The sequence below is a fragment of the Halorubrum rutilum genome (assembly GCF_042665015.1).
Classification (GTDB): domain Archaea; phylum Halobacteriota; class Halobacteria; order Halobacteriales; family Haloferacaceae; genus Halorubrum; species Halorubrum rutilum.
Map to the genome: position 1 here is coordinate 92,566 of NZ_JBHTBL010000002.1, position 13,311 is coordinate 105,876.

At 71.1% G+C, this 13,311-nt stretch carries 13 protein-coding genes; 5 read left to right on the forward strand and 8 right to left on the reverse strand.

Annotated features, from left to right (window positions below):
• Nucleotides 1-92: 92 nt before the first annotated feature.
• The 5 genes from ACFQMF_RS03270 to ACFQMF_RS03290 all read right to left on the reverse strand — a co-directional run bounded on the left by ACFQMF_RS03270 (nt 93) and on the right by ACFQMF_RS03290 (nt 3,995).
• Nucleotides 93-524, reverse strand: a complete 432-nt coding sequence (locus ACFQMF_RS03270) for a universal stress protein (RefSeq protein WP_256407727.1) — start codon at nt 522-524, stop codon at nt 93-95.
• Between the two features lie 61 nt (nt 525-585).
• On the reverse strand, nt 586-1,407 hold the full coding sequence (locus ACFQMF_RS03275) for a fumarylacetoacetate hydrolase family protein (protein ID WP_256407726.1): 822 nt from the start codon (nt 1,405-1,407) through the stop codon (nt 586-588).
• A 57-nt stretch (nt 1,408-1,464) separates the two neighbouring features.
• A complete protein-coding gene (locus ACFQMF_RS03280) occupies nt 1,465-1,812 on the reverse strand; it encodes a cupin domain-containing protein (protein WP_256407725.1) in 348 nt (115 codons plus the stop codon).
• Nucleotides 1,809-2,597: an SDR family oxidoreductase gene (locus tag ACFQMF_RS03285; protein WP_256407724.1), complete on the reverse strand. Its 789-nt coding sequence runs from the start codon at nt 2,595-2,597 to the stop codon at nt 1,809-1,811. Before ACFQMF_RS03285 ends, ACFQMF_RS03280 begins: the two co-directional genes overlap by 4 nt.
• Nucleotides 2,598-2,660: 63 nt before the next feature.
• A complete protein-coding gene (locus ACFQMF_RS03290) occupies nt 2,661-3,995 on the reverse strand; it encodes a nickel pincer cofactor-dependent isomerase, group 22 (RefSeq protein ID WP_256407723.1) in 1,335 nt (444 codons plus the stop codon).
• Between the two features lie 126 nt (nt 3,996-4,121).
• On the opposite strand from ACFQMF_RS03290, the gene ACFQMF_RS03295 reads away from it, so the two are divergent.
• From ACFQMF_RS03295 to ACFQMF_RS03310, 4 genes are all read left to right on the forward strand, one after another.
• Entirely contained in the window at nt 4,122-5,231 is a 1,110-nt protein-coding gene (locus tag ACFQMF_RS03295; RefSeq protein ID WP_256407722.1) for a mandelate racemase/muconate lactonizing enzyme family protein, read from the forward strand.
• Between the two features lie 28 nt (nt 5,232-5,259).
• Nucleotides 5,260-6,477 (forward strand): mandelate racemase/muconate lactonizing enzyme family protein, encoded by a 1,218-nt coding sequence (locus ACFQMF_RS03300; RefSeq protein ID WP_256407721.1) that lies wholly within the window; start codon nt 5,260-5,262, stop codon nt 6,475-6,477.
• An 81-nt stretch (nt 6,478-6,558) separates the two neighbouring features.
• Complete coding sequence (locus tag ACFQMF_RS03305) at nt 6,559-7,422, forward strand: dihydrodipicolinate synthase family protein (RefSeq protein ID WP_256407720.1); 864 nt, start codon at nt 6,559-6,561, stop codon at nt 7,420-7,422.
• Nucleotides 7,423-7,534: 112 nt separating this feature from the next.
• Nucleotides 7,535-8,707, forward strand: coding sequence for an acyl-CoA dehydrogenase family protein (locus ACFQMF_RS03310; protein WP_256407719.1), 1,173 nt, complete (start codon nt 7,535-7,537; stop codon nt 8,705-8,707).
• Between the two features lie 33 nt (nt 8,708-8,740).
• Here ACFQMF_RS03310 and ACFQMF_RS03315 read toward each other — a convergent pair whose 3' ends face one another.
• The 3 genes from ACFQMF_RS03315 to htpX form a co-directional block, all read right to left on the reverse strand.
• A complete protein-coding gene (locus tag ACFQMF_RS03315) occupies nt 8,741-9,700 on the reverse strand; it encodes a D-2-hydroxyacid dehydrogenase (RefSeq protein ID WP_256407718.1) in 960 nt (319 codons plus the stop codon).
• 84 nt (nt 9,701-9,784) lie between these two features.
• On the reverse strand, nt 9,785-11,047 hold the full coding sequence (locus ACFQMF_RS03320) for an MFS transporter (RefSeq protein ID WP_256407717.1): 1,263 nt from the start codon (nt 11,045-11,047) through the stop codon (nt 9,785-9,787).
• Nucleotides 11,048-11,146: 99 nt separating this feature from the next.
• Nucleotides 11,147-12,016, reverse strand: coding sequence for a zinc metalloprotease HtpX (gene htpX, locus ACFQMF_RS03325; protein ID WP_256407716.1), 870 nt, complete (start codon nt 12,014-12,016; stop codon nt 11,147-11,149).
• A gap of 115 nt (nt 12,017-12,131) precedes the next feature.
• On the opposite strand from htpX, the gene ACFQMF_RS03330 reads away from it, so the two are divergent.
• A complete protein-coding gene (locus ACFQMF_RS03330) occupies nt 12,132-13,067 on the forward strand; it encodes an NAD-dependent epimerase/dehydratase family protein (protein ID WP_256407715.1) in 936 nt (311 codons plus the stop codon).
• Nucleotides 13,068-13,311 lie beyond the last annotated feature (244 nt).

Below are 13,311 nucleotides of genomic sequence, written 5' to 3' on the forward strand. Positions count from 1 at the left end.
GTCGATGATTAACAAGGTATCTGTTTGTTTCAGTTTAAACCGAAGGAATACTCCACCTCGTGAAAACCGTCGAACACGTTGCGTGCGTCGGTCTACTCTTCGAGGATCACCGTCACGGGTCGGTCGGCCGCGAGCAGCACCGACTGGGTCGTGCTCCCGAACAGCATCTTCCCGGTCGGGCTCCGACGGCGACCGCTCATCGTGATATTGTCGACGTCGAGCTCGGCCGCGACCTCGATGATCGTCTCCGCGGGGTCGTCGCCGTGCTCGCGCCGCCTGGTCGTCTCCACGCCGGCCTCGGTCAGTCGGTCTTCGACCGCGTCGACGCTCTCGGGGTAGTTCTCCTCGTTCCACACGTCCTCGGAGTCGACGCGCCCGCCCTCGCCGCTGACCTCGAACCCCTCGTAGACGTTGAGGATCACCGCCTCGACCTCGTCGGCGGCGTTCGGCAGCGAGGCGACGGCGTCCGCCGCGGCCAGCACGTGGTCGACGTCTCCGCCGACGGGGAGCAGTACGCGGTACATACCGGCACCTAACCGAACAACGGGTAATAAAGATGCCTGCCGGCGCCGGGAGCCGAGCCCCCTACCGGGTCACGGGCGCCTCGGCGGTCCCGATCGACTCGACGACCGCTCGCACCTCGTCGCCGGGGTCGATGGGCGCTGCGCCGGGCGTCCCCGTGCTGAACAGGTCGCCGGGTTCCAAGGTCATCACGTCGGCGTGGAACGAGACGATCTCCGCCGGCGGGAACAGCATGTTCCGGACCTCGTTCTCGGCCCGCACCTCGCCGTTGACCTCGGTCCGCACCGAGAGCGGTTCGAGGTCGAGCGGCCCCTCGGGCACCGCGAGCGCGGCGCCCGGCACGAGGAACGTGTCGTAGCTCTTCGCCCGCGTGAGGAAGCGCGGGTTCCGCTGGAGCACGTCCTCGGCCGTCATGTCGATCACGGGGAGGAACCCCGCGACCACGCTATCCACGTCGGCCTCGTCGACGCCGCGGCACGTCCGCCCCATCACGACGGCCAGCTCCGCCTCGGCGGTCACCCGCTCGCTCTGCGAGACCGGCGGCAGGCGGATCGGCCCGCCCGGCCCCGTCAGGACCGACGACGGCTTCATGAAGCTCGCCGGCTCCTCCGGACGCCGCTCGTCGAGGTCGCCCGCGTGCGCCTCGTAGTTCAGCCCGATCCCCCACAGCTTCCCGAACGATTCGAGGGGCGCGCCGAACGACAGGTCCGCGGCCGGCACGGGGTCGGCGGTCGCGTCGGCGACGTCGCCCAGGTCGCCCGCGGCCGCCCGGGGCAGCGCGTCGCGGACGGCGTCCAGGTCGGGTTCGACCGCGCCGAGGGGGACGTACCCCTCGTCGCCGCCGAGCAGTGGGTCGCCGGTCGCCGTGCGCGCGAGGTACTTCATCGCTCGCTCGCCCCGCGTTCCGCGCTCGCTCCGCGTCCCGCGTTCGCTCCGGTCATCTCACTCCTCGCGGTCCGTCCAGAAGTCGAACGAGCGCCCGGGCGCGAACACGTCGAGCCCGACCGCGCGCTCGTCGCCGGTGTTCTCCACCCGGTGGGTCTCGTCGGACTCCAGGAGCACGGAGTCGTTCTTCTCCAGCGTGACCTCGCCGTCCTCGGTCGCGACCGTGAGCTCGCCCTGCAGGCAGAGGCACACCTGCTCGTTCTCGTGGTCGTGCATCGGCGAGCTGTGGCCCGGCGGCTTCTCGAACCACTCGAAGGAGAACCGATCGCTGCCCGCCATCGACACGCGCCGCCACCCCTCCTCGGGCTCGTACGTCTCCGCCTCGTCGAACGCGACCGGCCTCATAGGTTCGCTCCGGTCGAGCCCCCGTCGATCGGGAGGGCCGTCCCGTTGATGTACCCCGACTTCGGCGACGAGAGGTACGCGACGGTGTCGCCGAGCTCCATCGGGTCGCCGATGCGCTCCAGCGGATTCTGCGCCCAGTCGTCGAGCCCCTCGTCGTAGGAGTCGTAGTCGCCGCGCTCGACGGCGGCCTCGACGAGGTCGCGGATCCGGCTCGTCTCGTGGGGGCCGGGCAGGACGGCGTTCGCGCGTACCTCCGGCGCGAACTCCTTCGAGAGCGTCTTCTCCAGCCCGATGACGCCCATCCGGACGGCGTTCGACAGCACGAGGCTGTCGATGGCCTCCTTCACGCTCCGCGAGGTGATGTTGACGATCGTGCCGCCGTCGCCCTCCTTGAGGTGGGGGTACGACTCCCGCGCCAGCCGGACGACGCTCATCACGAGCAGGTCGTAGGCGTGCTGCCAGTCCTCGTCGTCGGTGTCGAGGAAGGCGCCCGAGGGCGGGCCGCCCGCGCTCGTCACGAGGTGGTCGATCGTCCCGAACTCGTCGACCGTCGCCTCGACTAGGGCCGCGACCTCGTCGGCGTCGGTCAGGTCGGCGGGCTGCGCGACGACCTCGCCCGTCGCGACCGCCTCGACCTCCTCTTTCGCGGCCGCGAGTCGCTCCTCGTCGCGGCCGTTGATGACGACGTCCGCGCCCTCTCGGGCCAGCGCCTTCGCCGATGCCTTGCCGAGTCCGCTGGACGACGCCGTGACGAGGGCCGCGTTCCCGTCGATCTGTAGGTCCATGTCTCACCCATCCCCAGTGCGGCGTGAAAACGTTTCCCTACAGGCAAGGGGACGGCCCCGTCCTCAGGCGTCCGGATCGCTCGCGTCCGGACCGTCCGCCGATTCCGTCTCGAACCCGGCCGTCCCGTCCTCGAACCCGACCGCCTCGCGGCCGACGACCGTCGCCGCCTCGGGGAGGTCGTCGACGACGGCGTCGGAGACGCGGAGCTCCCCGAGGTCCTGCGTGTTCCGGATCCAGACGATCCGGACGGTCTCGGGGTCGTAGCCGCCGAGCGCCGCCAGCGCGGTCCGGAGCGCGAACTCGTCGTCGGGCGCCACCACCGGGAGCTTCGACTTCGCGAGCGACCCGCTCGTGAGCGCGTTCGCGTACGTCTTCTTCAGGTCCAGCTGGTCGACCGCGCTCTTCCGGGTGAGGTCGGCGAGCCCGATCCCGTTGCCGTTCCCCTTCGTCGCCTCGGTCAGCCCTCGGACGTAGATGAGGTCGATATCGGGGGTCTCGGGGTCGGGCGCGTTGAGGACGCGGTAGCGACCGATGACGTTCGTGTCCATCCCGGCGCCCGAGACCTCCTTGCCGATCTCGTCGACGACGAGGAGGTCGACGTCGTCGACCGGGAGCGTCGGCATCTCGTCGTAGGCGCGCTCCAACAGCTCCGGCTCGCGGTCGAGGAACGACCCCGCGGGGACGGACTCCAGGTGGCCGATCTCCTCCTCGAAGTTCTCGACCAAGGCGATCCCGCCGACCAGCGCGGTCTCGCGCTCGATCACGTCGAGCGCGGCCGTCAGCGCCTCGACGTACCCCTCGGCGATCGCCGTCGAGTGGAACGACTTCGCGCCGCGCTGCTTGCCGAGCCCGACGACGGTCATCTTCGCGAGCCCGCTCTCGACCGGCCCGGTGAAGTTGGTGTGGGCCTTCACGCGGTTGATCACGAGGACGGCGTCGGCCGCGAGCGCCGCCTCCGAGAAGTACACCGGGAGGTCGGCGTCGCCCACCGGGACCGTCGCCAGCTCCGCGGCCGCCATTCGGGCGTCGATCGGCGCGCCGACCGTCGCCTCCGTGATCCCGAGCGCCTCCAACACCTCGCGCTGCCCCTCGGGGGTCGCGCCGCCGTGGCTGCCCATCGCCGGCACCACCACGGGGTCGAGGCCGCGCTCGGCGACCCGGTCGACGACCGCCGCCGCGACCTCGTCGATCCGGTCGATCCCGCGGCTACCGACCCCGACGGCCACGGTCGCGCCCGCGGGGAGGCCGCCGAGGTCGAGGCCGTCGAGCGCCTCGCGCGCCGCCCCGACGGGGTCGTCGAGGCGCTCGGTCGCCGGCTCGTACCGCACTCGCGCGAACCCCGGGAGCGGCTGCGAGTCGATGAGCCCGTCGACGTCGGATCGGTCGGGGAACTCCATGTGGGGGCCCTCGCGCCGCCGACACAAAAGCTGCCGGTGGCCGGGCGCGTCGGGACCGGTGTCGCCGCGGTCGAGAGCATTGCCGATACAGCGGCCTACTTGTAGCCGTATCACGCCGCACCACCCATGGAGATCACCGAGGTCGAGTCGTTCCCGATCAAGCTGCCGCTGGAGTCGCCCGTCTCCTTCTCCAACCGGACGCTCACCTATCGGGACCACGCGATCACGTACGTGCGGACGGACACCGGCCACGAGGGGGTCGGCTACTCGCTGGGGTACGAGGGGGCCGGTCTCATCGCCGACGCGGTCGAGTCGCTGCTCGAACCGATCCTGGTCGGCGAGGACCCCCGCGACACCGAGCGCCTGTGGCACGAGATGTACGAGGGGAACGTCCAGATCGGCCGGACCGGGCTCTTCTTGCGCGCCATCTCCACCGTCGACATCGCGCTCTGGGACGTGAAGGCGAAGGCCGCGGGGATGCCGCTCCACAAGCTGCTCGGCGGGCACTCCGAGTCGGTCCCGTCGTACGCCAGCGGCGGCTACTACCGCGACGACAAGGGCCACGAGGCGCTCCGCGGCGAGATGCGGCGCTACCTCGACGAGGGCCACGACGTCGTGAAGATGAAGGTCGGACGCCTCTCGGCCGCGGAGGAGGCCGAGCGCGTCGCGGCCGTGCGCGACGAGATCGGCGACGACCGGACCCTCCTGCTCGACGCCAACGGCGTCTGGGAGTCGACCACGGAGGCGCTCCGCAACTGCCGCGAGTTCGCGCCGTACGACCCGTACTTCATCGAAGAACCCGTGATGATCGACCGCGTCGACACGATGGCCGAGGTGAACGACGGGATCGACTACCCCGTCGCCACCGGCGAGCTGGAGGGGACGCGGCACAGCTTCGCCCGACTCGCGGACACCGGCGCGGCGACGATCCTCCAGCCCGACGTCACCGTCTGCGGCGGGGTCACGGAGTGGCTGAAGATCGCGAACCACGCCTCGGCGTACGACGTCCCGATCGCGCCCCACTACAACTGGAACATCCACGCCTCCCTGCTCGGCGCCATCGAGAACGGCCTCTGGGTGGAGTACTTCTACCGGGACATGGACGTGAAGGCGTTCGACGACGTCGTCGCGGACCCCGTGAAACCCGGCGACGACGGCACCATCGAACTCCCCGACCGCCCCGGCCACGGCGTCCCGCTCGACAAAGACGCGCTGGAGCGGTTCAGAGACGACTGACCACGACGAATACCATTCAACGACACACATGCGAGACTACTCAGACCAGATCGACACCCGCGACCCGGACCGAGACGTACAGATCACCGGCCTCGACGCCTGCGTCGTCGAGGGGAACTTCGAGTGGAACCTGATCAGAGTGGAGACCGACGCCGGCGTCACCGGGATCGGCGAGGCGTACCGCGGCGGCGGCGTCCCGGAGCTCGTCGAGTACACGAACCGGTTCCTCGTCGGCGAGAACCCGCTCGACGTCGAGCGGCTGGTGCGGTACATCTTCCAGGAGATGTCGGGCCACGGCGGCACGACCGGGAAGGTCGTCACCGCGGCCTCCGGCATCGAGATCGCGCTGCTGGACGCGGCCGGGAAGATCCTCGGGCTCCCCGTCTACCAGCTGCTCGGGTCGAAGTACCGCGACGAGGTCCGGCTCTACTGCGACTGCCACGCCGGCGAGGCGTACGCGGTCGAGGACGGGGCGACCGCCTACGCCGACGCCGAGGCGTACTCCCCGGAGGCGTACGCCGCCGAGGCCGCCCGCGTCACCGACATGGGATTCGACGCGCTGAAGTTCGACCTCGACCTCCCCGCCGACAACGAGAACGACCCGTACAACGGGCGCCTGACGAACGCGGCGATCCGGGAGAAGCGGGAGATCGTCGCGGCGGTGCGCGACGAGATCGGCTACGACGTCGACCTCGCGTTCGACTGCCACTGGGACTACTCCGTCGAGAGCGCGAAGCGGCTCGCCCACGAGCTGGAGGCGTTCGACCTGATGTGGTTGGAGGACCTCATCCCGCCGGAGAACACCGACGCGCAGAAGGAGGTGACGAGGGCGACCCGGACGCCGGTGGCGACCGGCGAGAACCGGTTCCGCGTCTTCGAGCTGTCGGACCTGATCTACGAGCACGGCGTCGACGTGGTCACCCCCGACCCGACGACGGTCGGCGGGCTCACGGAGACGATGCGGATCGCCGACCGCGCCGAGGAGAACTACATGCCGATGTCCCCGCACAACGTCTGTAGCCCGGTGGGGACGATGGCCTGCGTCCACCTCGGCGCGGCCACGCCGAACTTCGACCTGCTGGAGTACCACGCGCTGGAGGTCGACTGGTGGGACGACCTGCTGGCGCGCGACGAGCCGCTGATCGAGGACGGTCGCATCGCGGTCCCCGAGGCGCCCGGGCTCGGGATCGAGCTCGACGAGTCGGTCGTCGAGGCGCACCTGCTCGACGGGACGACCGGGTTCTGACCGGCCGGGGCTCCCGGGTCCTCGATCGACCGCCCGCGCTCCGTCCTGTGAATATATACGTCCGGTCTGCGAGGCGTGCGTATGGACGGGATCGCACCCCCGCTCGTCACGCCGTTCGACGAGGACGGCGACGTCGATCACGAGCGGCTCCGCGAACTGGTCGCATGGGTCGAAGACCGGGGCGTCGATTTCATCGCGCCCTGCGGGTCCAACAGCGAGGCCGAACTGATGACGGCGGCCGAGCGCGCGGCCGTGGTCGAGACGGTCGCCGACGCGGCCTCGGTTCCCGTGGTCGCTGGAACCGGAAGTCCGGGGCTGAAGGAGACGCTTCAGGCGACGGAGAGCGCCGCGTCGGTCGGCGCCGACGCCGCGCTGGTCGTCACGCCGTTCTACTACTCGTTCGACCAGTCCGAACTGGAGGCGTACTTCACCGAGGTGGCGGACGCGTCACCGATCCCGATCTACCTCTACTCGGTCCCGGCGTACACCGACACGGTGATCGAGCCCGAAACGGTCGGGCGGATCGCGACCCACCCGAACGTCGCCGGGATGAAGGACTCGCAGGCGGACATCGCGGAGTTCGTCCGGACCCGCAGACGCGTCGAGGACGCGGCGTTCGACCTGTTGATCGGTAGCGCGAGCGTCCTCTCGCAGGCGCTCGACGCCGGCGGCACCGGCGGGATCAACGCCCTCGCGAACCTCTATCCGGAGCACCTCGCGGACGTCTACGAGACCCACCGGGACGACCCGGCGGCGGCGCGGGCGCTGAACGCGAGGCTCGTCGAGCTCAACACGGCCGTCACCGCGACGTACGGAATTCCCGGACTCAAGTGGGCGATGCGCTACCGCGGCGCGCCGGCCGGGCACAGTCGAACCCCCCACAGCCCCCCGTCCGACGACGCGCGCGACCACCTCGAAGCGCTCGTCGACGACTTACGGACGTGAGGCCCCGCGCGTTCTCGGCCGCGATCGGGTGGACCGCCCGGGCGCTTCGGGTCGAGGACGGGTGCCCCTCGATAACGATCACGATTATTATCGACCCCGTTCAAGCGCCCGTATGCTCGACTACTTCGACATGGAGTCGACCCTGACCGAGGAGGAGCGCCTGCTCGTCGACTCCGCCCGCTCGTTCATCGACGGCGAGGTCGACGACGTGGGCGACCACTGGATCGACGGGACGTTCCCCACGGATCTCATCCCGAAGATGGGCGAGATGGGGTTCTACGCGCCGAACCTCGACGGGTACGGCCTGCCGAACGTCAGCGAGCGGGCCTACGGCCTGCTGATGCGCGAGCTGGAGGCGTGCGACTCCGGGCTCCGGTCGATGGCGAGCGTGCAGGGCGCGCTGGTGATGTACCCGATCCACGCGTTCGGCAGCGACGAACAGAAGGAGGAGTGGCTGCCGAAGCTCGGCGCCGGCGAGGCGGTCGGCTGCTTCGGGCTCACCGAGCCGGAGCACGGGTCGAACCCCTCCGCGATGGAGACGCGCGCCGAGGCCGCCGGCGGGCGCGCGGGCGACGGCTACGTGCTGAACGGCTCGAAGACGTGGATCACGAACTCCCCGATCGCGGACGTCGCCGTCGTCTGGGCGAAGGACCGCACCGAGGACGGGGACCCCGTGCGCGGCTTCCTCGTCGAGACCGACCGCGACGGCGTCACGACGAACGAGATCGACGAGAAGCTCAGCCTGCGCGCGTCGATCACGGGCGAGATCGGCCTCCGGGACGTCCGCGTTCCCGCCGAGAACCGCCTCCCCGGCGTCGAGGGCATGAAGGGGCCGCTGTCGTGTCTGACCCAGGCCCGCTACGGCATCGCGTGGGGCGCGGTCGGGGCGGCGGCGGACTGCTTCGAGGTCGCCCGCGAGTACGCCACCGACCGCGAGCAGTTCGGCAGGCCGATCGGCGGCTTCCAGCTGCAACAGGAGAAGCTCGCCGAGATGGCGACGCAGATCACGCTCGCGCAGCTGCTCGCCCACCGGCTCGCCGACCTCAAGGAGGCGGGCGAGATGCGGCCGCAACACGTCTCCATGGCCAAGCGCAACAACGTCCGCACCGCCCGCGACCAGTCGCGGATCGCCCGCGAGATGCTCGGCGGCAACGGGATCACGGCCGACTACTCGCCGATGCGTCACATGGCGAACATGGAGACGGTGTACACCTACGAGGGCACCCACGACATCCACTCGCTGATCCTCGGCGAGGACCTCACCGGGCTGCAGGCGTTTCAGTAGCGCGGCTCGCTCCGTCTCCTCGGCGACGACCCCTCAGGCCACCTGATTCCGCAGCCCCTCGTACTCGCCGGTCTCGTCGATCCGTTCGAGGTTCTCGACGAGGACCTCCGCGCGCCGCTCCCAGTACCTCGGCGTGTGGCCCGCGACGTGGGGGGTCAGGAAGACGTTCTCGAACCCCCACAGGTCGTGGTCGCTCGGGAGCGGCTCCGGGTCGGTGACGTCGAGCGCGGCCCCGTGGAGCGCGTTCGACCGGAGCGCGTCCGTCAGCGCGGGCGTGTCGACCACGCCCCCGCGAGCGACGTTGACGACGATCGCGTCCGTCGGCAGCGCGTCGAGCTCGGCCTCGCCGACGAGCCCCTCGGTCGCCTCCGTCAGCGGGCACGCGAGGACGAGCACGTCGGTCCGCGGCAGCACCTCGGCGAGGTCGCCGTAGCCGACCACCTCGTCGGTCGGACCGCCCTTTTCGGGCGAGTGGCGGGCGCCGATCGCCTCGACGTCGAACCCCTCGAACCGCTCGACGACCGCCTCGCCGATGGACCCCAGCCCGACGACGGTGACGGTACTGCCGGCGAGCTCGGTGAACGACTGGAAGCGGCGCCACTCCCGGCGCTCCTGGCGGCGGCGCCCCTCGTCGAGCCGCCGCGCGAACGTCAGCACCCAGCCGAGCACGTGCTCGGCGACGTTCGGGCCGTGGACCCCGGAGGCGTTCGTCACCGCGACGCCGCGCTCGGCCAGCGCGTCCAGCGGGAGGTGGTCGACGCCGGCGGCGTTACACGCGAACAGCCGGAGGTTCGCTGCGGCTTCGACCGCCTCGGCGTCGATCCGCTTGCCGGCGACGACGGTCGCCTCCCGCAGGGAGCGCTCGCGCTCGGCGGGCGTCGCCGCGAGGCGAACCTCGCGGTCGGGGAGTCGCCGTCGGAGTATCTCCGCGTAGTCGGCGGCCGGGATCCCGTGCGCGTCGTGGTCGAGCACCGCGACGTCGATGGCGGACATGCTCGACGCGTCGCGGTCGGTCGACAAAGTACCCGGGGATGGCGGGCATCGACCTGAGAGGCCGCGCGGTGGACGGGGGCCGCCTTACTTCCCCATCCGGATCGGCGGCGACGCGCTCATCAGGAGGAGGCAGGCGACCCCGACGCCCCCGCCGAGGAGCCCGGTGCCGACCCCGACGGCGCGGACCGCCGCCTCGAACCCGAGCGGGCGGGTCGCGAGCGCGACGGCGACGCCCATGATCACCGGAGTCGCCGTCGCCGCCGCGCGCCCGCTCCCCTCGCCGAGGCTGACGAGCCCGCCGCGCAGCTCCGCGGGCGGGAGCGTGGTGATGACGCTCCGGTAGATCGAGAGCACGAGCCCGAACCCGATCCCCATGAACGCGACGCCGACGGCGGCGACCGCGAGCGACGGGGCGAGGAACGTTAACGCGAGCCCCGCGCCCATCGAGAGGTTCGTGGCGACGAGCGGGTAGAGCCGGTCGTCGAAGACGTCCGCGATCCGGCCGGCCTGCGTCGCCGCGAGCGCGTACGTGAGGCTCGCGATCGCCGCGAGCGCCCCCGCCGCCGCCGGCGTCCCGCCGAGCACGTCGACGACGAGGATCGAGTTGTACGTGAGGAAGCCGAACCACGCCACGTTCGCGCTCCCGCGCGCGACGACCATCGTCCACGCCCGGCGGTGCGCGACCAGCGCGCGCATCTCGCCGAGCTGCGCCCGGAGCCCCGCCGACGACTCCCCGCCTCCCGCCTCGCCCCTCGCCTCGTCGAGCGGCTCCTCGAAGTACAGGTAGACGACGGCGGCGATCGGGAAGGCGACGGCGTACAGCAGGAACGGGTACTGCCACGCCATCCCGACGAGGACGCCCGCGGCCAGCGGGAACGCCGTCTGCGAGAGCCCCGAGCCCGTGAACCGGAGCCCCTGCGCGGTCGCCTCCTTCGTTCCCGCGTACAGGTCGCCGAGGCTGGTGATGATGATCGGCGTGAGCGCGGCGAAGCCGATCCCCTGGAGCGCGCGCAGGGCGAGCGCCGCGGCGAAGGTGGAGACGAGGGCGATCGCGGTGCCGGTGAGCCCGAACCAGACGAGCCCGAAGAGCAGCACCGGGCGCCGGCCGTACCGGTCGGAGACGACGCCCGCGATCGGGATGACGACGATGGACGGCGCCGTGAACGCCGACATCATGAGTCCGATGTTCGCCGTCGACGCCCCCAGCGGCTCGACGAGCGAGCCGAGCACCGGCGAGAGGAGCGCGGTGCCGAGCGGCGGGAGCACGTTGATGAGGAGGAGCAGCTGGAAGGGCCGCTCCCTGACGATCCCGGAGTCGGCTCCCGCTATCGACGGTAGCGATACCACGGCTGGCCGCAGGCGGTCGACCGAAGTAAAGCTACGCGTCGAGGCAGTCCGTCGCGTCTCGGCGCGGTCGTGCGTCCGGCGACGAGGGGTCGGCCGCGATCAGGCGGTCTCCATCTCGCGTTCCAGCTCGCGGAGCCGCTCGATGCGGTTCTCGGTCGACGGGTGCGTCGAGGCGATCTTGCCGACGAAGCCGGCCTTGATCGGGATGATGAAGAACGCGTTCATCTCCGCCTCCTCGCGCAGGTCCTCCTCCGGGACGCGGTCCATCCGCCCGTCGATCGTCATCAGCGCGGACGCGAGCGCTCCGGGCTTCCCCGTGATGAGCGCGGCGCCGCGGTCGGCGGAGTACTCGCGGTACCGCGAGAGCGCCCGGATCAGGAGGAACGAGATCACCCACACCAGGAGCGACACGAGGATCGCGACGATGACGGGCGCGCCCTGGCGGTTGTCGCCGCTGAACAGCCACCCCCACCGCACGATGAAGAAGGCGATGGTGGAGAGGAACGACGCGATGGTCATCACCATCACGTCGCGGTTCTTCACGTGCGCGAGCTCGTGGGCGAGCACGCCGTCGAGCTCGTCCTCGTCGAGCGACCGGAGCAGTCCGGTCGTCACCGCGACGGTCGCGTTCTTCTTGTTCCGACCGGTCGCGAAGGCGTTCGGCACCTGCGTGTCGGCGACGGCGACCGTCGGCTTCGGGAGGTCCGCCTGCTGGCTCAGGCGCTCGATCCGCCGGTGGAGGTCCGGGTACTCGTCGGCGCTCACCTCGCGGGCGCCCATGCTCCGCAGGGCGAGCTTGTCGCTGAAGAAGTACTGGGCGAGCGAGAACCCGCCGAGCATGATCAGCGGGAACAGGAAGTTCCCGAAGTACGTGGTCAGCACCCCGACGAACACGACGTAGAGGGCGAAGAGGAGGAACATCGTGAACGCCATCCGTCCACGTAATCCCCAGTCGGTCTTCCATTCCATACCCGAGTTTTACCGTTCGCCGGATTAAAGCCTGCCGGGGCACCGAGAGCGTCGTCGAGAGCGCGCGGTCGCCCGACGACGGTGCGCTTTTGCACCGCCGCGGCCACCCCCACGCATGGAGACCGTCCTCGTCACCGGCGGCCGCGGCGCCTCCGGGCGCTGGGTCGTCGACCGACTCGCCGGCGACTACGAGGTCGTCGTCGTCGACTACGAGCACCCGGGCCTCGACGCCGACCCGGCCACGAACGTCTCGTTCCGCGCCGCCGACCTCGCCGACCGCGGCGAGGCGCTCGACGTCGTCCACGCGGTCGACCCCGACGCCGTCGTCCACTGGGCGGCGATCCCGGTCGCGGGCACCCACCCCGACGGGAGAGTGTTCGAGACGAACGTGCACGCCGCGAAGAACGTCCTCGACGCCGCCGGCCGCGCCGACGCCCGGATCGTTCAGGCGTCGAGCGACGGCGCCTACGGCTTCTTCTTCGCGGAGCCGACCCCGTTCCCGGACGAGCTGCCGATCACCGAGGCCCATCCGCTCCGCCCGGAGGACCCCTACGGGCTCTCGAAGGTGACGGCGGAGGCAGCCGCGGGCGCGGTCGCGCGTCGCGAGGGCGTCCCCGCGGTTTCGATCCGACCCTCGTGGATCCAGTACCCCGGCGCGTACGCCTGCCGGAGCGACGACTACGTCGACGACCTCGCCGCCGGCGCCGGCAACTTCTGGTCGTACGTCGACGCCCGCGACGTCGCCGACCTCGTCGCCGCCGCGCTCGCGGGGACCGCGGGGTCGGACCCCGCCGTAGTGCCCGGGACCCACGAGGCCGTCAACTGCGTCGCGGCCGACAACGCGCTCGGTCGCCCCCTGCTCGACCTCCTGCGCGAGTCGTACGGCGAGGTCCCGGACGACTGCGCGGTCGACCCGAGCGCGGTCGCCGAGGGCGACGACCGGGGCGCCTACGCCATCGAGAAGGCCGAGCGGCTGTTCGGGTGGAAACCGAGCCGGTCGTGGCGCGGGGCGGCCGACGAGGACGTTCCCGAGCCGGTCCTGCTCGAATGACTGTCTCGCGGTGGCGCGCGCCTGCGAGTGGCCGCCCCCGGCGGCCACGAGGAGCGCGTGCGAGGGAGTCGGTGGTCCGGAGCGAAGCGGAGGACCACCGACGAGGCTGGGGAGGCGTGAGGTGCGGTCGCTGTGCGGGGTGGGACTCAAAGGGGCAGCCGGGAGGTCGAAGCACGGCGACGCGAGGACCGCAGGAGTGAGTGAAACGAGCGACGAGGACCGCAGCGAGCCGCGCGAGTCCTCC

Coding starts and splice junctions, on each gene's coding strand:
- ACFQMF_RS03270 (WP_256407727.1), bottom strand. CDS start 524: ATGTACCGCGTACTGCTCCCCGTCGGCGGAGACGTCGACCACGTGCTG.
- ACFQMF_RS03275 (WP_256407726.1), bottom strand. CDS start 1,407: ATGAAGTACCTCGCGCGCACGGCGACCGGCGACCCACTGCTCGGCGGC.
- ACFQMF_RS03280 (WP_256407725.1), bottom strand. CDS start 1,812: ATGAGGCCGGTCGCGTTCGACGAGGCGGAGACGTACGAGCCCGAGGAG.
- ACFQMF_RS03285 (WP_256407724.1), bottom strand. CDS start 2,597: ATGGACCTACAGATCGACGGGAACGCGGCCCTCGTCACGGCGTCGTCC.
- ACFQMF_RS03290 (WP_256407723.1), bottom strand. CDS start 3,995: ATGGAGTTCCCCGACCGATCCGACGTCGACGGGCTCATCGACTCGCAG.
- ACFQMF_RS03295 (WP_256407722.1), top strand. CDS start 4,122: ATGGAGATCACCGAGGTCGAGTCGTTCCCGATCAAGCTGCCGCTGGAG.
- ACFQMF_RS03300 (WP_256407721.1), top strand. CDS start 5,260: ATGCGAGACTACTCAGACCAGATCGACACCCGCGACCCGGACCGAGAC.
- ACFQMF_RS03305 (WP_256407720.1), top strand. CDS start 6,559: ATGGACGGGATCGCACCCCCGCTCGTCACGCCGTTCGACGAGGACGGC.
- ACFQMF_RS03310 (WP_256407719.1), top strand. CDS start 7,535: ATGCTCGACTACTTCGACATGGAGTCGACCCTGACCGAGGAGGAGCGC.
- ACFQMF_RS03315 (WP_256407718.1), bottom strand. CDS start 9,700: ATGTCCGCCATCGACGTCGCGGTGCTCGACCACGACGCGCACGGGATC.
- htpX (WP_256407716.1), bottom strand. CDS start 12,016: ATGGAATGGAAGACCGACTGGGGATTACGTGGACGGATGGCGTTCACG.
- ACFQMF_RS03330 (WP_256407715.1), top strand. CDS start 12,132: ATGGAGACCGTCCTCGTCACCGGCGGCCGCGGCGCCTCCGGGCGCTGG.